At 33.7% G+C, this 17,992-nt stretch carries 18 protein-coding genes; 2 read left to right on the forward strand and 16 right to left on the reverse strand.

What is annotated here, in order from left to right:
* Positions 1-13: 13 nt before the first annotated feature.
* A complete protein-coding gene (locus ACYSNX_RS08945) occupies positions 14-511 on the reverse strand; it encodes a YkgJ family cysteine cluster protein (protein ID WP_461754335.1) in 498 nt (165 codons plus the stop codon).
* A 63-nt stretch (positions 512-574) separates the two neighbouring features.
* Between ACYSNX_RS08945 and ACYSNX_RS08950 the strand changes: the two genes are divergently transcribed.
* The gene (locus ACYSNX_RS08950; protein ID WP_461754336.1) at positions 575-1,282 is read left to right on the forward strand and encodes a class I SAM-dependent methyltransferase; all 708 of its coding nucleotides are present in this window, start codon (positions 575-577) and stop codon (positions 1,280-1,282) included.
* Positions 1,283-1,372: 90 nt separating this feature from the next.
* On the opposite strand, the gene ACYSNX_RS08955 is transcribed toward ACYSNX_RS08950, so the two are convergent.
* The 11 genes from ACYSNX_RS08955 to kynU form a co-directional block, all read right to left on the reverse strand.
* Positions 1,373-2,005, reverse strand: a complete 633-nt coding sequence (locus ACYSNX_RS08955; RefSeq protein WP_461754337.1) for a 7-carboxy-7-deazaguanine synthase QueE — start codon at positions 2,003-2,005, stop codon at positions 1,373-1,375.
* Positions 2,006-2,117: 112 nt separating this feature from the next.
* A complete protein-coding gene (locus ACYSNX_RS08960; protein WP_461754338.1) occupies positions 2,118-3,788 on the reverse strand; it encodes a tetratricopeptide repeat protein in 1,671 nt (556 codons plus the stop codon).
* Positions 3,789-3,808: 20 nt separating this feature from the next.
* Entirely contained in the window at positions 3,809-4,795 is a 987-nt protein-coding gene (locus ACYSNX_RS08965) for a PstS family phosphate ABC transporter substrate-binding protein (RefSeq protein WP_461754339.1), read from the reverse strand.
* Positions 4,796-4,974: 179 nt separating this feature from the next.
* On the reverse strand, positions 4,975-5,187 hold the full coding sequence (locus ACYSNX_RS08970) for a hypothetical protein (protein ID WP_461754340.1): 213 nt from the start codon (positions 5,185-5,187) through the stop codon (positions 4,975-4,977).
* 9 nt (positions 5,188-5,196) lie between these two features.
* On the reverse strand, positions 5,197-6,042 hold the full coding sequence (locus tag ACYSNX_RS08975; protein ID WP_461754341.1) for an energy transducer TonB: 846 nt from the start codon (positions 6,040-6,042) through the stop codon (positions 5,197-5,199).
* Positions 6,043-6,071: 29 nt separating this feature from the next.
* A complete protein-coding gene (locus ACYSNX_RS08980; protein ID WP_461754342.1) occupies positions 6,072-6,617 on the reverse strand; it encodes an ExbD/TolR family protein in 546 nt (181 codons plus the stop codon).
* Positions 6,618-6,635: 18 nt separating this feature from the next.
* Positions 6,636-7,253, reverse strand: a complete 618-nt coding sequence (locus ACYSNX_RS08985; protein ID WP_461754343.1) for an ExbD/TolR family protein — start codon at positions 7,251-7,253, stop codon at positions 6,636-6,638.
* A 79-nt stretch (positions 7,254-7,332) separates the two neighbouring features.
* Complete coding sequence (locus tag ACYSNX_RS08990; RefSeq protein ID WP_461754344.1) at positions 7,333-8,169, reverse strand: MotA/TolQ/ExbB proton channel family protein; 837 nt, start codon at positions 8,167-8,169, stop codon at positions 7,333-7,335.
* Between the two features lie 1,135 nt (positions 8,170-9,304).
* Positions 9,305-10,639, reverse strand: a complete 1,335-nt coding sequence (locus ACYSNX_RS08995; RefSeq protein WP_461754345.1) for an FAD-dependent oxidoreductase — start codon at positions 10,637-10,639, stop codon at positions 9,305-9,307.
* A gap of 132 nt (positions 10,640-10,771) precedes the next feature.
* Complete coding sequence (locus ACYSNX_RS09000) at positions 10,772-11,866, reverse strand: agmatinase family protein (RefSeq protein ID WP_461754346.1); 1,095 nt, start codon at positions 11,864-11,866, stop codon at positions 10,772-10,774.
* Positions 11,867-11,940: 74 nt separating this feature from the next.
* Complete coding sequence (gene kynU / locus ACYSNX_RS09005) at positions 11,941-13,212, reverse strand: kynureninase (protein ID WP_461754347.1); 1,272 nt, start codon at positions 13,210-13,212, stop codon at positions 11,941-11,943.
* Positions 13,213-13,346: 134 nt separating this feature from the next.
* Here kynU and ACYSNX_RS09010 point away from each other — a divergent pair, with 134 nt between their 5' ends.
* The gene (locus tag ACYSNX_RS09010; RefSeq protein ID WP_461754348.1) at positions 13,347-14,177 is read left to right on the forward strand and encodes an aminoglycoside phosphotransferase family protein; all 831 of its coding nucleotides are present in this window, start codon (positions 13,347-13,349) and stop codon (positions 14,175-14,177) included.
* Positions 14,178-14,218: 41 nt separating this feature from the next.
* Here the strand turns inward: ACYSNX_RS09010 and queA are convergent, their stop codons facing one another.
* From queA to dtd, 4 genes are all read right to left on the reverse strand, one after another.
* On the reverse strand, positions 14,219-15,268 hold the full coding sequence (queA, locus tag ACYSNX_RS09015) for a tRNA preQ1(34) S-adenosylmethionine ribosyltransferase-isomerase QueA (RefSeq protein ID WP_461754349.1): 1,050 nt from the start codon (positions 15,266-15,268) through the stop codon (positions 14,219-14,221).
* A 108-nt stretch (positions 15,269-15,376) separates the two neighbouring features.
* On the reverse strand, positions 15,377-16,612 hold the full coding sequence (locus ACYSNX_RS09020; protein ID WP_461754350.1) for a 3-phosphoshikimate 1-carboxyvinyltransferase: 1,236 nt from the start codon (positions 16,610-16,612) through the stop codon (positions 15,377-15,379).
* A 33-nt stretch (positions 16,613-16,645) separates the two neighbouring features.
* Positions 16,646-16,972 carry a nucleotide pyrophosphohydrolase gene (locus ACYSNX_RS09025; RefSeq protein WP_461754351.1) on the reverse strand — a complete coding sequence of 109 codons (327 nt, stop codon included), beginning with the start codon at positions 16,970-16,972 and terminating at the stop codon, positions 16,646-16,648.
* A 211-nt stretch (positions 16,973-17,183) separates the two neighbouring features.
* Positions 17,184-17,636 carry a D-aminoacyl-tRNA deacylase gene (gene dtd / locus ACYSNX_RS09030; RefSeq protein WP_461754352.1) on the reverse strand — a complete coding sequence of 151 codons (453 nt, stop codon included), beginning with the start codon at positions 17,634-17,636 and terminating at the stop codon, positions 17,184-17,186.
* Positions 17,637-17,992: the final 356 nt, after the last annotated feature.

Consider the following 17,992-nt stretch of genomic DNA (forward strand, 5'->3'; position numbering starts at 1 on the left):
TGAAAAACGTCTGTTATTTTAAAATAATTTTCTTTTTCATCTGCTCCACCACAGCAAAAGCTGCTGGACAGATACTAACGTTTTTAAGTGTTAGATCAGCGATTTGATTGAATTTCTTGCGATCTGTATGTGGATATTCCCTACATGCTTTAGGTCGTACATCATAGATCATACAATAGTTCTGTGCATCTAAAAAGGTGCAAGGCACACTTTGTAATACGAAATCATTATCCTCATCAATTCTCAAATACTTTTGAGTAAATTGGTGAGGTTTCATTTTTAAATACTTAGCTATTCGCTCAATATCCGCATTTGTAAATAATGGACCTGTTGTTTTACAGCAATTGGCGCACTTCAAACAATCTGTATTGTCAAATACTTTCTGGTGAATCTCCTGCATTTGATAATCTAAATCCTTTGGTGGCTTCTTTTTTAGCTTATCTAAATACTTTTTATTCTCGTTATGCTTATCTTTGGCATTTCTACCAAGGTCCTTAAGTATTTTATCCATCTAAATTTATTTGGATACAAATTTACCAAAACCCGAATTAAAATTGCAATAAAATTTTACCCCATGAAAGATCTTTTAGGTCAGGCTATCTTAGACTACCAAACCAACAATAATCCACAGGACATTTTCACCTCTACAGACATTTCAGAGGAAGAAGTAATGGAAATAGCTTATTTGTTTAGAACCTATAAGCAAATGCCTAAAATAGAGCAGCTCGCTTTAGATATGGCTAAAGGTAAAATACTTGATGTGGGTTGTGGCGCAGGCGCACATAGCTTGTACTTACAAAAAAAAGGCTTAGAAATCTACCCTATTGATATCTCTAGCAAAAGTATTGAAGCTTGTAAGCTACAAGGCATAAGCAATGCACAGTGTATAGATTTACTTGAAGTAAAGGAACAAAAATTTGATACTATTCTACTTTTAATGAATGGTACAGGAATTTTTGGTTATTTAAAGAACATTAGCCAATATTTAAGCCATTTAAAGTCCTTATTACAGCCTAATGGGCAAATACTAATAGATAGCTGTGATTTGATCTATATGTTCGATAAACAGCCTGATGGTAGTGTTTGGATACCTATGCAAGACAAGGATTATTATGGAGAATTAAGTTTTACTCTTCGTTATAAAAATCAAATTAGCCCATCTTTCCCATGGCTATATTTGGATTATAATACTTTGTCTAATGCTGCTTTTGGCAACGGATTAAAGTGCGAATTAATCTATCAAGGAGATTCGGACGACTATCTAGCAAGATTGACCTTGTAATTAGTAAACCAACAAGATATCCGACAAAAAAAGGAAAGCCTTCAAATTAACTTGAAGGCTTTCCTTTTTTATATCTACTTATAAAAAGCATTAAGGAATATCTAAATACTTATGGGTTTGTACAGAAATTTTCCATTTTGGATTATTCTTTACATATTCTATTACTAGTGGCCCCATTTCATGTCTCTTACTCCATTCTACTTGTAAAAGTAAAAGTGCATCAGGATTTACTTTACTTGCTTGTTGCTCAGCAAAAATAAAATCATGGTTATTATAAACAATTATTTTTAGTTCATTGGCCGCATCGTATACACTCTGGGTTGGTAATTTAGCTTTCTTAGGGGAAAGACATATCCAATCAAAATCTCCACTTAATTCATAAGCTCCAGAGGTTTCAATATTTGTCTGCATTCCTTTTGCTTTAAGCTCTTTGGTAAGATAATCTAAGTTATACATCAAAGGCTCTCCTCCAGTAATTACAGCTAGTTTAGCTTGTTTACTTGCACTAGCAACTATTGTATCTACTTTGGTTAAAGGATGAAGCTCTGCATCCCAGCTTTCTTTAACGTCACACCAGTGACAACCAACATCGCACCCACCTAGACGAATAAAATAGGCTGCATGCCCACTATAATATCCCTCTCCTTGAATGGTGTAAAACTCCTCCATTAATGGGAGAACCTCCCCTTTTTCTAATTCGGTATTTACCTGTTGTTTTAGCATTGTACTTGTTTGTAAAAGTTGCAAAGATACGCTTTATTCCAACTCAAAAGTTTTAATAAAATCAAAAAAAACTTTCCCTATAAACAGCACATTACCCTTCCCTTATACACTTTTACATACCATCTAAAGCATGTATTGTTTTCAAGGCATATTCATTGGTATTATCTAATCCTAAAGTCATATTAAAGGACTCTATTGCTTTTTGCTTTTGATCGCTATTAGCATAATAGCTACCTAACCAATTATAAGCTTCAATTAAACGAGCAGTATCGGTTTTATCTGGTAACTTCTCCGACTTTCTAAATTGATTTACGTAATTATCATATGCCTGGAATACCAATTGGTAATTAGCAGGATCTTCACTGATTAATCGATTTGCTCTAGCTTTATAAAAATTGGCCTCCCCAATAGAAGGGTTACTTTCTAAGCAAGCATCGAAATACTTGGTGGCCTGAGTTACATAATTGCCTTGGTCTTGCTCACTTTGGTCAGCTAAAGAATAATAACACAAACCAATATAATATAAATCGATTGCATAATTACTTCCTTTTTTATCCGTTGTAGCAATCTTAAATACTTCTATAGCTTTTTGGTACTCTTTTAATCTAAATAAACTAACACCTAGGGTGTTAAACTCCGAGCTAGTATTTTTATCCAGTGAAATGGCTTTATTTAAATACTCATAGGCTTTTTGCTGGTTTTGTTCTCCACTAGAAGTATCCAATAAATAACTGCTACCTAAAGCAAAATATACCTCTGAGGAAGACTCTTGGCTTTGTCCTAGATTCTTTTGTAAAAAACTTATTGCCTTAGAATAATCTCCTGCCTTATAGTAAGACTGGCCAATAAAAGCTGTCCAGTTAGCATCGCCAGATTCCTTTGAGGCTAGCTGATCCAAAAGAACAATAGCTTTACTAGGAGTAGAAGTATCTAATAAAAATGTTACGTAATCCTGCGTTGCAGAAATATCTGATGGGTTCTTAGTGCTATATTCTTGATAAGCTTTAGCTGCTTTAGCTTGCAAAGCGCTACTTTGTCCCTTGTCCTTTAAAGACCAGTGGTAGTAAGTATCTCCTAAGGCTTTATAGGCAGGTAAAAAACTAGGATCACTTTGGATAAGCTGTTCTAATTGACTACTTGCTTGACTATAACTACCAGATTTTTGTAAAATAAGACTTAAAGCTAACTTCGCAGCATTATTCTCTGGGTTAGTGGCAACAGCGTGTCTGAAATTATCATAGGCTGGCTGAACCTCCCCTTTACCTAAAAGCCCTTGTCCTAAAACATGAAATGCACTAGAATTTTGCACATCATCTTCCAAGACTTCATTGGCAATACTAATAGCCATATCATAGTTTGGATTCTCTCCCGTTAAATAACCTTGAGCAACGAGTAATTTTTGATCGTAATCTTTTCTCTTGATTTTACTTTGAGCTTTTGCAAAATTCAATATTGCACCTTGCGCATCTTTATTCAATAAATCAATTTGTCCGAGTCCAATATAATTTAAAGACCCATTGTCCTTTAGTTCTAATCCTTGTTTAAGGATAGTTTTAGCAGAATCTACCTGGTTTTGTTTTAAATAAAGATCGCCTAAATAATAATAATTAATACCCGAAGTAGGGTTTTGCTTAATTAACTCTTCTAACATGCTTTTAGCCTGTTGCAATTGACCATTATCCATAGCTTTTAAAGCTTGTGGTAAGTCTTGCGCCGTCAAAGTAGACATACTTGATAGTAAAGCAAGTATACCTACACTTAATAATCTTTTATTTTTCAACATATATGGTAGATATTTAATGGTTACAATGATTGTCTAACCACAAGTTCACGAGTTGGCGTTTTAAAAGGCACTAAACCGGATTTTAAAACAACTCTTTGACCTTTGTATCCTGCAATGTAAGATGCAAAACCTAAGCCCAAACCATTCTTCCCTTGTAGGTCAATGATATATAAATCTCTAGTTAAAGGATAATCCTTGGTAGCAATATTATTCTGAGTGGCTTTATAATACTTCCCATCGTTAGGATTCTTGACTCCTAAAACCTTCACATTTTTCAATTGTTTTTCGATATCTTCACTTGGTTGGGTTAACCAGTTTAATCCAATAACTCCTATAGCATTAGGCGTTTTATTAACATAGTCAATTACCTCTTGGGTATTGGCCAAAAAGTAGGCATAATCTTTAGGGAAATCTTCGCTATTGGTTTGTTGGCGGAAAAAACTCGATACAGCTGAATTATAGCTATCAAAAACCAATATTGGATCTTTATCTATTTCTTGATTAAGCTGCATCCCTTGATCTAAGGAAGAACTCTTCCTTTGTAAATTCTTAATGATTTTCTGGTAATCCACAATAGAATCTTGGAAAGATTTATTAGCTACAAACACAATAGCGTCGCTTGCAAAATGCGTCTGCTTAGGAACTACACGTCCTTCTAAAAGCGCCATTTCCTCCTCATTCAAAGTCCTAGGCAAAACAGCAATTCGAATAGAGTCATTCAATAATAAATGTAAAGCTTGTGCTTGAGAAGTTTGCACTAAATCAACCTTAGCTCTACTGTACTCATGTTCAAATAATATGGTTAAATCTTCCACAATTGGAAAAATACTTTCTTCTACTAATATGTTAGTTTGTCCACTTACTGGAGTTTCCGCTATTTGACTAAAATCCAACTCTTCTGAAGGTACTACTACTTGTTGTTTATAGTCCTTACATTGGCTAAAAAAAAGCCCAATACATAGGCTTATGCAAAGAACAACCGTCCTTCTTTGTATACTTTTATTCATTTCTAGTGTATTTAAAACCAAAAATTGGTTTTTTCTTGTATTTAATAATCATAAAGATAAGCAATAAAATAAATCTTTTCTTACTGCAAATATGTTTTTAACGCATTTACAAAGAAGACTAATCAAAAAAAGCTTCTCTTTTATTAAAGAGAAGCTTTTAAAAGTGCTTTATTGCTTTTTTACTTATTCCATAATCGATAGAATCTAAATATCCCATAGATAATTAATACTCCTCCAAAAAGAGCTCTAGAGGTATAATCAAGGGTTAAAGGCATATCCTTCCATAAAATAAACATGCATCCCAAACCTAGATAAAGTACGAAAAAGAATAATCCGAAAACAAACAGAAATCGCTGTAAAGGCGATTTCTGTTTAAATTTATTGTTCAACATACTAATAAATTATTGTACGCGAATTGTAATTGGTAAGGTAAAACGAGAACGTACGTTTCTACCGTTTTGTTGAGCAGCAGACCACTTCGGCATTGCATTTAATACACGAATAGCCTCTTTCCCTACTCCATATCCAGGGTCACGAAGAACCTTGATATCTGTTAATGATCCATCTACCTCAACAATAAACTGAACAATCACACGAATTTGTTTAGTTCCTGAATCAATATCTGGAGTTCTAAATCTACTAATGAAAAGCTTGTTAAACGCTCCCATACCTCCTGGGTATTGAGCAGTTTGTTGTACAGCATCAAAAATTTGATTTACATCTACCTCTGGAACATCATCTTTGTTTGCATCTCCTGTTGCATCTCCAGTCTTAATTTCTCCTTGCTCTTTATCTCCTTCAGCATCTTTTGCTCCCGGATCTACATCACCTTCGAATTCTTCCTGTTTTGCAATTTCTTCGACTACTTCTTCTTTCTTAGTAACCTCAGGCTCAGTAAACTTTTTCTGGTCGTTCACACTCTTTACCTCTGGTGGAGGTGGTGGAGGTAATTCTTCCTCTATTGGAGGAGGAGGAGGTAATTCCTCTATTGGTGGTGGTAAGTTGATGTCTTTTATTTCTAAAACCTCATCGTAAACCTTCACCTTTTTAACTCCAAAAGTACCTTTTGCAATATCAATTAACATTGGAGAAGCTAGCAATATACCAAATACTGCCATACCTGCCAATAACGATAAAGTAGTCACTTTTGGGTCTTTAGATCGTAATTCATAAGCTCCGTAAGATTTGTTACGACCTTCGAAGACAATATCAATCCAATCTTTTTTAAAGATATTTAATTTTGACATAATTTCTTGTTTTTCCGTTAGGACGTTAACTATTTCTGTTCACCTAAGAATTCTAAATCTGCATCGGTAATATCCACAATTGCGTAAGATTTAACTCCAGTAATTGCCATTTCATCTAAAATGTCAATTAAGTTACGGTAGTTTGCATTTTCACTAGCGCGGATAATAACGATTAAACCTTTTTCAGGATCTTGTGAATAAGCAATTGCTTGCTTTTCTTTACCTAGTAATACTTGACGTATACCAGTTTTTCCATAAGATGTATCGTTTGGTCCTTCAATTGGTTCATGAGGCATACCCATGTACCATATAATTTTATTATCAGCCCCAAGTAGGATCGTTAATGTACGATTCTCATCTACTTTGGTTTTATCGTCTTCTTTAGTAGCATCCGCTTTATCTGGCATTGCTAAGTTCATAGACTGGGGCTTATTCATAGATGTGGTAAGCATAAAGAAGGTAATCAATAAGAATGCTAAGTCCACCATTGCTGTTAAGTCAACACCAGCGTTCTGCTTCTTACTTCTTACTTTTGTGTCTTTACCCTTAGACCCACCAGTATTTAATTCAGCCATTTACAGTTTTTTTAATGATTAAAAATCCTCATTTCTAAGTCCAGTAACTAAGAAGAATTTATTAACTCTTTGCTCTTGAAGAATGTCCATCACATTTTTAACATGTGGGAAAGATTCATCTGCATCTCCTTTAATAGCGATGTTTAGAACTAGGTTATTTTTATTCTTAGCAGCCACACGTGCACTTCTAACCCAATCCTTTAATTGATTATTTAAAGAATCAGTAGGAACACCTATTTGATCGGCAGACGTTTTATTTCTAACATCTGCTGGCAGGTTTAAGAAACTTTTTAGTTCGTTCATTGGTACTCCAAATCCCTCTAAATAAGAAAAAGCTTCTTTCTCTTTATCATTAAATTCTATACCGTAAATAGTACCCATTTCTTCCAGGGTTGCAATACGATCTTCTCTTCCTAAAACTCCAAAGAAAACCTTATCATCACCTAAAGTTATTGTTGCTAAATTACTCTCAGGTAATTTAGTTTGAACAGTTGAACTAGGTGTATCAACAGGTAATGGCTCCGGAAGTTTCGCTGTAGAAGTTAATACGAAGAAGGTAAGTAGTAAGAATGACACGTCACACATCGCGGTCATATCCACTCCCATACTCTTCTTTTTCATTTTACCTTTTGCCATTGATAGTTTAAATTAATCCAATATTTATCTTTAATCAGATAAATAATTGGATATTAATATATTATTCTTTAGTTCGAAATTATTTTACTAAACCTTTGAATCTTCTGTAAGATTGAGTAATAGCAAAACCAGCCTCGTCAATAGAATAAGTTAATCTATCAATTTTAGTAGTGAATGAGTTATACATAACAATAGCTAATGTAGAAGTACCAATACCTGTAGCAGTACAAATTAACGCTTCAGAAATACCAGTTGCTAATGCAGCTGAATCTGGAGTACCTGATGTAGCTAAAGCCGAGAACGCTTTAATCATCCCTGTTACTGTTCCTAATAACCCCACTAATGTACCAATTGATACTAATGTTGCTAAAACGATCATATTTCTTTCTAACATTGGCATCTCTAATGTAGTTGCCTCTTCGATTTCTTTTTGAATTGCTTCAGTAGCTTCCTCACTTGAGAAACCTTCTTTCTTCATTTCTTCATACTTGATTAAACCAGCTTTAATCACGTTTGCTACTGAACCTTGTTGTGCATCACAAGCTTCCATTGCTTCTTTAATTCTTCCTTGGTTAATATCTTGTTGAACACTTGCAACAAATTTCCCAATGTTTCCTTTCCCTGCAGCTTTAGAGATTACGAAAAATCTTTCGATAGAGAAAACAACTGTCATTGTCATTAATCCAATTAATAAAGCAACAACTGGCCCCCCTTTATAAAATAAACCTAAGATATTTCCTGGAAGTGGGTGTCCTTCTGGGTCACCATTTTCGAAGTTAGATGGACTACCCATTACATAGTTCCAAATAAGTGCTCCAAAAACCACACAAAAAACTACTGCTAATGATGCAATTACTCTACTTGCTCCTGAGCCAGAACTTTTTTTCTCAACTAATTCGTTTGATACGTTTGTCATCTTTTTAAAATTTAATTCTTTTTTTCAATTATTACTTATTTTTCTTTTTTCTCACTTACAACTGATGAGAGTCGCAAATTTATGTTTTTACACGAAATAAAAAAATTAAAAACAATATTTTTAATTTTTATCACCTCATGTAGTTTTATTCTTTTTGTCCTACTTAAGATTCTAAATAAAATGTTAAGCATGGGTAAAGATAACAAGTCTATTTCAAATATACCACTATCTTTTTTACACTACTTTCAATTTTAACATTTACAGGCTATACAAAAAACAATATTTCAGCAATGATACCCATTTTTTATCAAAAATGAATTTTAATAGTATTTTATGTTTTTTATATCAACTATTGTATTCACTGATTTTGCAAGCTGTAGGCTAAATGCCCTTATTGCTGGAAAATGATTCCGCAAATTGAGGTTTATTTTTAAGATAAAAAAATATTTTTTCATCCCTTTTTACTATATTTTAAAATCCTTTGAAACCTCATTAAGGCTTTTAACTCAATCCCTTGAAAATTCCCTACTTATGCTATTTACTTGAAAATTCGAAATTTTCCCCATGCAAAAACATTTTTACCAAAATATATTAATAGTATTTCAAAGTAAACCTTAAAAAATAATAAAATACTCAGTAAGTGAAATTTCATTTTTTCAAGAAAAATCTTGTCATTTATAGGCAAAAAATAGAACATATATTTTTTAAAAATATACTTTTTTTTACCAATAGTCTCTACTTTTGAGGATATTTTACTTATTCAAAAGGTACATCTGAAATAGTAAAAAAGCTAAAGCATTGCTTTTTACATCTCTACCTAATACCGCCATGCATTACTAAAACAAGTAAGGTTCTTATAAAAACTAACTTATCACTTGTTTAAAAACCTCTCTTATCACAAGAGTTTGTTCTTAGGTAATCCTTCGTCTTTTTGGCGTGTCAAATGTATATAGATATGCTTAATAACCTTTACCTGATTCCTATTATTGACCATTCCTTAATAATGTAGATACACTTTAGAAACATTGCGCTTATTGTTATAACATCCCCCTTAGATATCACAGACTATAATACATTAAAAAAAAGAGTTGTCTTATTTTGAACTCAATCAAAAAAAAACAACTCCTTCATTTTTTTATACTAAATCTTTAATTTTATCTAATAAGGTTCCCTCTTTATATTGCTTTTCTACATCTATAAAATCCATAATTTTATCCATGATAACTCTTTGCTTATTCCCAAGTTCTAAAGCACTTTTATAACTGTGATCACTAAAAGTGACCATATCGTATAAAGGCAACCAAAGATCTGGATAAGCTTTAGCAAAATCCATTTCAATTCTCTTGCGAAGTAAAAAGCTATCATCAGCAGTATGCTCACTCATCTCTTGAAAGTTTCGATCAGATAGTTCACAAATAGCATCTGCGTTTGGTTTTCTTTGCTGTTGATAATCTATAAAAACCTTACTCCAGTCTTCAGGGGCATTTTCATCCATAATTTTATTTAGAATAAAAACATCCTCTAAGCCTGCATTTAAACCTTGTCCATAAAAAGGTACCATAGCATGGGCAGCATCCCCAATTAAAGCAACTTTATCTTTGTGAATCCATGGAAAACACTTGGTTGTTACTAGAGAGTTTACAGGATTATTTTTATACATCTTATCATAAGAGGGGATCAATCTAACAATATCGGGAAAATGGGTAGTAAAAAATTCCTTTACTTGACTAGGGCTTTGAATATTCTCAAAGGAAACATCTCCTTTATAAGCCATAAACAAAGTACAAGTAAAAGAATTATCTGTATTTGCTAGGGCAATTAACATAAAGTCTTTGCGAGGCCAAATATGAAACGAATTTGGATCTAGTAACGCTTTTCCTTCTTTAGAAGGACTAATAACTAACTCTTTATATCCTAGAGGCAAATAGGATTGTTGGTATTCGAATCTACTTTGACGTTGTAAACGGGCCCTCACCTTAGAATAAGCTCCATCGGCACCGAAAATTACCCGGTGGGCAATAGAATCCCATTTGTCTTGTTCCAAAGCAGCCGTATAAAGTAACCCCTTATCCAAGTCTATATCCCAGATGGGAGTCTCCCATTGAAAAACAACACCTCTTTGAATGGCAATATCAATAAGTTTCTTATTAAACTCCGACCTAGACAAAGCCCATATACTTTCCTTATTCACTCCATAGGGTTGGTATTTTACCTGTTCATCGGCCATATGTATAGCACGCTGCGACATAGGAATACCAATTTTTCGGATCTCTTGGTCTATACCTAGGTGCTCCAATAACTTCCACCCCCTATGAGAAAGAGCTAAATTAATAGAACGTCCCTTAAAATCTATCTGGCGTATATCTTTGCTTTTATCATAGACCACTACATCCAACCCTCTTTGTTTTAAAGTAATTGCTAGGGCTACCCCTACTAAACCACTTCCAACAATTGCAATACTTAAACTCATACTTACTTTAAGTTTATAAGCAAAACGTGTATTTTGCCTATCTTTCTTAAAAGGTTAAAAAACTATTATTAAAAAAAAAGAGCTCTGGGCTATCCCCCAAAGAGCTCTGTATGTTATATCGTTAGAAATAAATTATTTTGGAAATACTATTTCATTACCAACTTGCATTTTTTGAGAACTTGCCATAGCTCCACACATGTGAAACAATAAACGTGCACCAACATTACCATCCCAGTCATCTCCTTGTTCACCAGGAGCAACCTCCACTAAGTCCATTCCTATAATCTGTTTACCAGATTTAGCTAACTGACTTAACATATAAGTAGATTGTTCAAAAGTCAATCCTCCAGGAACTGGTGTACCTGTATTTGGACAATACCATGGTAGCAACCCATCAATATCAAAACTAACCACTACTTTATTTGGTAAGCTTTGAATAATTTGATCACATTTTTGATGCCAAGATACTCCAGTAAATTCTTGTTGCTTTAAGTCCATATCTGTATGCACTAGCACTCTATTGTCTGAAGATAAAACCACTTCTGCTTCTTGCTGACAAAAATCGCGAATACCAATTTGTACAATTTTGCTAACTTGTGGAATTTGCTTTAATGTATTAAACATAATAGAAGCATGAGAATAAGTAAATCCTTCATAAGCATCTCTTAAGTCCATATGGGCATCAAAATGTAAAATACCAAACTCCTGGTGGTGTTTAGCCATAGCTTTATAATATCCTAGAGGCGTACTGTGGTCTCCTCCTAATAAAACTACTTGTTTACCCTGAGAAAGCCAATGAGAAGTTCTATCCTCCACCTCTTGATTCATCTTAGCACAAGCCTGGTTAATGGCATCTAAATCTTTTTGTAATGCTGGATGATCAGCAATATCCTCCCCATTTTCCAATAGCTCAATAATTGGTTGAGCTAACTCTTTGTATTTTTGACTTTGCTCTGCAAGCTCAGACTCCTTATCATCCATATATATACCTAATTTCCATAAATCAGGATATTGCTGATGTAAAAGGTCTACTTGATAAGAAGCCTCTAAAATAGCCTCAGGTCCTTGTGAAGTACCATTACCATAACTAACTGTAACCTCCCAAGGCACAGGCAAAATTATAATATCACTTTCTTGTTGAGTAAATGGTAAACCATATATAGTAGCATCCGATAATCCAGGTTGAGATGGATCAAAGCTGTTTATTTTTTCTTGTTTTGTTGACATCTTACTAGGTCTTAAAATTTTTGCAAATTTATAATTATAATCCATTGTTTTTACAAACCAATGAAATTTGATTTTTACAAACTAGCTTCCTTTAATATTTGTCCAAAATTATATATATCTTGATAGCTAGTATATAGAGGAACTGGAGCTAAACGCACTACATTAGGTTCCCTCCAGTCTACAATGACACCTTGCTTCATCAAATAATTAAATAGCCCTTTACCTTGTCCATGTAATAGCACAGACAATTGACAAGCACGCTCTTTAAGATCCTCTGGGGTAATTATTTGATAATTAACTTGTTTTTGCTTGGCAATATCTTGAATAACAAATTCCAAATAAGCAGTTATTTTATCTCTTTTCTCACAAAGAGCTTTCATTCCAACCTCATCAAACATTTCTACTGAGGCCAAATAAGGAGCTAAGCTTAATATAGGCGGATTACTTACTTGCCAGCCATGCGCAGTGGTAATTGGATCAAAGTCCTTCTCCATCAAAAAGCGTCTTTCTTTATTGTGCCCCCACCAACCAGCTAAACGAACGAGTTCTTGGTTGTGGTGATGCTTTTCATGTATGAAACATCCTGAGGCATTTCCAGGACCTGCATTCATGTATTTATAACTACACCAAGCTGCAAAGTCAACTTGCCAATGGTGTAATTCTAACATAATATTTCCTGCTGCATGAGCTAAATCCCATCCAACATAACTTCCTACACTTTTTGCTTTTTCACTTATGGCTTGTATATCTAAAACCTGCCCAGTGTAATAATTTATCCCCCCCATTAAAACCAGGGCTACCTCCTCTTTGTGCTGCTCAATAACATCTAAAATATCTTGAGTTCTGAAATTGTGTTCTCCTTTTCGTCTCTTAACCTCAATGATACATTCGTTGGGATCAAGACCATGCCATCTAACTTGAGATTGAAGCAAATATTGGTCACTAGGAAAGGCCTTTTCTTCACAAATAATCTTAATTCTCTTTCCACTTGGCTTATAAAAAGTAGCCATTAGTAAATGTAGATTTACCGTCAAAGTGTTCATTACAGTTACCTCACTTGCAAGTGCACCTACAACTTTGCTTAAAGGCTCTGAGAATCTTTCATGAAAATCCCACCAAGGCTTATCGGCATAGAAGTGCCCCTCTACAGCTAGTTCCGCCCAGTCTTTCATCACCTGATCTACATACTCTACTGCTTTTTTGGGTTGTAAACCAAGAGAATTACCTGTGAAATAAATTACTTTCTTATTGTTTATTTTTGGGAAATTAAATTGTTGTTGATAACTAGCTAATGGATCAACAGCGTCTAGCTTTTTAGCAAAGTCTAAAGTATTTTCGAATATCATCTTTTACTAGGGTTATGTTTTTGGTTATAGTAAAAGTAAAGGTTTTTGTTTACATTTGAAAAGCTACTCAAAACAAAACAAACAAATGCCTTAAAAGCAATCCATAGCCCATTTAAAAAATCATCACTTACTTCATGCATCTATTAGAAGAAATATTACTAAAATGGCAACTACAGCCCCTTGGAAAACCAATAGTAACCCCAACTAGTATTCTTCAATACTGCCAAGATGCAGGCCAAAAAAAAGTGCTTAAAATTCCCACCAATAAACAAGAAAAAATTGGCTGTGGATTAATGGCTTATTATAATGGTAATGGAAGCGCTAAGGTTTACCATTATTACCAAACAGCCATTTTAATGGAGTACATCCCTAGTTTTCCACTGCTATATTATTGCAGTTTAAACAAGAAAAAAGACTTAAATGCCACTGAGATAATTGCCAAAGTTATCCTAGAGCTACACCAAAATAAAATAGATTATACCCCTTTAAATCCACCTGTGTTAAGACAATGGTTTACCCCAATTATTGAAGGAGACTTCCCAGAAGATTCTCTTTATTACAAAGTAAAAGAAATTACTCTTAACCTTTTTAACAAATCAAGTAAAGACCTTATCTTACATGGAGATATACCTCATTTAAATATAGGAGTAACTAAAAAAAACAAATGGGTAGCTATTGACCCTAAAGCAGTCATTGGACCAAGAGAATTTGATTATGCAAATATTTTATGCAACCCTAATAGCGCCATTGCACTTAAACCTGGAAGATTAAAGAAACATATATTACTTATTTGTCAAATTGCTCATATCGAATATCAAACATTGGTAAAGTGGGTAGTTGTCTGGTCTGCTTTAAGTGCTTTATGGAAAACGCAAGATAACTTAGATGCCTCTTTAGCTTTGGGTATTGCTGAAAAAGCTATGGTTTTACATAGTAAAATAAAAGACAATAAAAAACGCCTATAGATTATTACCTATAGGCGTTTTTTATTTTATATCGTATGAAATTAGATAATTAACATAGCATCTCCGTAAGAGTAAAAATTATAATTTTCTTTCACAGCTTCATCATATGCTTTCATCATTAAATCATGTCCACAGAAAGCAGAAATCATCATCATCAATGTGCTCTTTGGCATATGGAAGTTAGTTACCATACAGTTGGCAATACTAAATTCATAAGGAGGAAAAATAAACTTATTTGTCCATCCTTCAAATGGATTTAATGTTTGACTAGAAGAAACAGAGCTTTCTAAAGCGCGCATAGAAGTTGTACCAATTGCACAGATTCTTTGCTTATTCTCTTTAGCTGTATTTACAATATCACAAGCCTCTTGATCCACAAACATTTCCTCAGAATCCATCTTATGTTTCGATAAATCCTCTACCTCAACGGGGTTAAAAGTACCTAAACCAATATGAAGTGTTACTTCCGCAAACTGCACCCCTTTAATTTCTAAACGCTTCATTAAGTGTTTAGAGAAGTGTAATCCTGCTGTAGGAGCTGCAACTGCACCTTCTTTACTCGCGTAAATAGTTTGGTAGCGTTCTGCATCCTCTGGAACAACCTCACGATTGATATACTTTGGAATTGGAGTTTCTCCTAATTCCTGTAATTTCTCTCTAAATTCTTCATAAGAACCATCATATAAAAAGCGAAGTGTTCTTCCTCTTGAAGTTGTATTGTCTATTACCTCAGCAACTAATGAGTCATCCTCTCCGAAGTATAATTTATTTCCAATTCGAATTTTACGTGCTGGATCTACCAATACATCCCATAAACGTTGCTCTGCATTAAGCTCTCTTAATAAGAAAACTTCAATTCTAGCACCCGTTTTTTCCTTATTACCATATAATCTAGCAGGAAATACTTTAGTATTGTTTAATACCATAACATCTCCTTCATCGAAATAATCGATTAAGTCTTTAAATAATTTGTGTTCGATACTGCCACTGGCGCGATCCACTACCATTAAACGAGACTCATCTCTAGATTCGGCAGGAAACTCAGCCAACAATTCTTCTGGTAAATCAAAATTAAAGTTTGATAACTTCATTGAATACAATTTTTAAAAAATTAAACAAAGACTTGTTTTATTTAAAACAATTTACAAATATACAACCTTCTAATAGGCCTTGTCAAGTATTTAACCAATTATTTATCTTTATAATGCATCTTGTTTATCCATTTGAAAGCCAAGAGTTAATAAAATTTCCCAAAAATTAATAAAAGATTTACTTACTACCTCACTTTCATTAATCTTTATAGGGCATTTTAATGCAAGTGGAGCAAAAGCCATTGCCATTCTATGGTCTTGGTAAGTATCAATAGAAACATTTGCTATAATTGTAGAGCTTGGAGCAATACAAAGACTATCCGAGGTAATTTGAATATCTGCCCCCAATTTACTTAACTCATTTTGTAAAGCAACAAGGCGATCTGTTTCTTTGATCTTTAAAGTATGTAAACCATTTAATTCACAAGTTATACCCATAGCAAAACAGCTAACTGCAATAGTTTGAGCTAAATCTGGAGTTTGTATAAGATCGGCTTTAAAATAATCTGTGCCTTTGTTTATTTTAGTCAGAACAATACCTTTATCTTGAATAAATACTGTTTCTACTCCTAACTCTTGGTAGAGAGAAACAACCTCACTATCTCCTTGCAAACTTTGTTTTTTATAATTGTTCAAAGTAATACTTGTACCTATTTCTGATAAAGCTATAATGGAATAGAAATACGAGGCCGAAGACCAGTCTGGTTCTACAGTAAAATCTAGCACAGGGTTATCCAAAAGAGGACTAACCTTAATGGTATTACCTTCAAAACTTGTCTGTACCCCAAGACTCTCTAATAAACTTAAGGTCATTTGAATATAGGGTAAAGAAGTAATTTGTCCAATTAACTCTAATTGTATACCGTTTTTCAATTTGGTTCCAATTAATAACAAAGCCGAAATATATTGACTACTTATATCTGCAGGCAAATTAATTTTACCTCCTTGACTTAAAATCCCTTGAATTTCTAAAGGAGGATATCCTTGATTCTTAGTATAAGTGATATTTGCATCAAGTTGTCTTAAAGCATCTACCAAAATACCAATTGGTCTTTGTTGCATTCTCTCACTTCCAGTTAGAACAAGTTTCTTAGTAGTACATAAAGAATAATACGCTGTTAAAAAACGCATGGTAGTACCCGCATGATGTATATCAATTGTAGATGCATTACTACTTAAAGCACTCTGCATGGCTTTAACATCATCAGAATCCGATAAATTATGTAGTACTAAATTTGGAAATAACTCTTGTAAGATTAAAAGGCGATTGCTCTCTGATTTACTACCAGAGATAGTAATGGTTTGGTTGTTTATTATTTTGCTTTGATGTAATACTATATTCACTTTGGTTAATTATTAGTTGGTTGGTTAAAAGCTTTATTTTAATTTTTCATTTTGGTGGTGTCTATCGTGGTCTCTTTTGGTTTTAATATCTAGTTTCTTGTCAAAGGCCTTTTGTAAATCAATACCAGTTTGGTTAGCTAAACATAATACTACAAAAATAACATCTGCTAGTTCCTCCCCTAAATCTTTATCCTTATCACTTGGCTTTTCCGACTGTTCTCCATAACGGCGAGCAATAATACGGGCCACCTCTCCCACTTCTTCGGTTAATTGAGCCATATTAGTAAGCTCATTAAAGTAACGAACACCATGTTCTTTAATCCAATTATCTACGGCTTTTTGTGCATCTTGTATATTCATAATTCCTCGACTATTTAAGTTTTTGTATATTTTTTTTACTCTTGTATCTATCGTAAAGTACCATGGCAATCATATAGACAATATATTTGCTAAAGAAACTAAACATACAAGATGGGTTTAGTTGCAAAGCGCAAAACATGTCTTGGGAGATAAACCAGTTTAGCACAATAAATAAAAGGGTGAACAACCCTAGTTTTGCAATGTAATTCATCTATTGTTTATCCTTTGTATCTATAAGGATGGTCACTGGTCCATCGTTGTTCAAACTAACTTGCATATCCGCTCCAAAGATTCCTTTCTGTATTGGCTTATTAGTAATTTGCTGTAAAATACTACCAAACTGCTCATACATTTGATTGGCGAATTCTGGTCTTGCTGCCTTTATGTAAGAAGGTCTATTACCTTTTTTAGTAGAGGCGTGCAGGGTAAACTGACTAACTAGTAGAATTTGACCATCTATATCTAATAAAGATTTATTCATCACCTTATCTTGGTCGTCGAAAATGCGAAGATTTGCAATTTTATTAGCAAGCCAATCTATATCTTGTTCATTGTCTTCTTGCTCTATTCCAACTAATACTAATAATCCTTGATTAATTTGACCAACAACTTGATCACTTACTCTAACACTAGCTTGTGTTACTCGTTGTATAACTACTCTCACTGTTTTTATTTTTCATACCTATTTTACAAACTTAAAAAACTTTAGCTCTTAAGAAGAATTTTAAAGGGAATTTTAGTGCTTTTTTCTTACTAAAGCTGCATTTAAAGTCCCGTAAATACCCTAAGTCCAAGTCAAAGTGCTTGTCATAGATAGATAAACAAAAGGGGCTGTCTCTAAAGAAAAAGAGACAGCCCTATTTTTTTGCATTTTACTTCTGTGTGATTTTCGGTATTTTTCTAAATATGCGAAGCTCAGACATTGGAAAAATATATTTTCGGTATTTTGGTGTAAAAAGAGGCATTTTATGCCACTCTTTTTCTAATATTCTGTGCGATTGCCAATAATCCGAACTCTAA

It is taken from the genome of Myroides sp. LJL115 (assembly GCF_054871665.1).

Excerpts from the sequence above, each read along its gene's own strand:
- ACYSNX_RS08970 (WP_461754340.1), bottom strand. The coding sequence starts at position 5,187 with ATGTTGAACAATAAATTTAAACAGAAATCGCCTTTACAGCGATTTCTG.
- ACYSNX_RS08995 (WP_461754345.1), bottom strand. The coding sequence starts at position 10,639 with ATGAGTTTAAGTATTGCAATTGTTGGAAGTGGTTTAGTAGGGGTAGCC.
- queA (WP_461754349.1), bottom strand. The coding sequence starts at position 15,268 with ATGAAGTTATCAAACTTTAATTTTGATTTACCAGAAGAATTGTTGGCT.
- ACYSNX_RS08990 (WP_461754344.1), bottom strand. The coding sequence starts at position 8,169 with ATGACAAACGTATCAAACGAATTAGTTGAGAAAAAAAGTTCTGGCTCA.
- ACYSNX_RS08985 (WP_461754343.1), bottom strand. The coding sequence starts at position 7,253 with ATGGCAAAAGGTAAAATGAAAAAGAAGAGTATGGGAGTGGATATGACC.
- ACYSNX_RS08945 (WP_461754335.1), bottom strand. The coding sequence starts at position 511 with ATGGATAAAATACTTAAGGACCTTGGTAGAAATGCCAAAGATAAGCAT.
- ACYSNX_RS08965 (WP_461754339.1), bottom strand. The coding sequence starts at position 4,795 with ATGAATAAAAGTATACAAAGAAGGACGGTTGTTCTTTGCATAAGCCTA.
- kynU (WP_461754347.1), bottom strand. The coding sequence starts at position 13,212 with ATGATATTCGAAAATACTTTAGACTTTGCTAAAAAGCTAGACGCTGTT.
- ACYSNX_RS09010 (WP_461754348.1), top strand. The coding sequence starts at position 13,347 with ATGCATCTATTAGAAGAAATATTACTAAAATGGCAACTACAGCCCCTT.
- ACYSNX_RS08955 (WP_461754337.1), bottom strand. The coding sequence starts at position 2,005 with ATGCTAAAACAACAGGTAAATACCGAATTAGAAAAAGGGGAGGTTCTC.
- ACYSNX_RS08950 (WP_461754336.1), top strand. The coding sequence starts at position 575 with ATGAAAGATCTTTTAGGTCAGGCTATCTTAGACTACCAAACCAACAAT.
- ACYSNX_RS08980 (WP_461754342.1), bottom strand. The coding sequence starts at position 6,617 with ATGGCTGAATTAAATACTGGTGGGTCTAAGGGTAAAGACACAAAAGTA.
- ACYSNX_RS08975 (WP_461754341.1), bottom strand. The coding sequence starts at position 6,042 with ATGTCAAAATTAAATATCTTTAAAAAAGATTGGATTGATATTGTCTTC.
- ACYSNX_RS08960 (WP_461754338.1), bottom strand. The coding sequence starts at position 3,788 with ATGTTGAAAAATAAAAGATTATTAAGTGTAGGTATACTTGCTTTACTA.
- ACYSNX_RS09025 (WP_461754351.1), bottom strand. The coding sequence starts at position 16,972 with ATGAATATACAAGATGCACAAAAAGCCGTAGATAATTGGATTAAAGAA.
- ACYSNX_RS09000 (WP_461754346.1), bottom strand. The coding sequence starts at position 11,866 with ATGTCAACAAAACAAGAAAAAATAAACAGCTTTGATCCATCTCAACCT.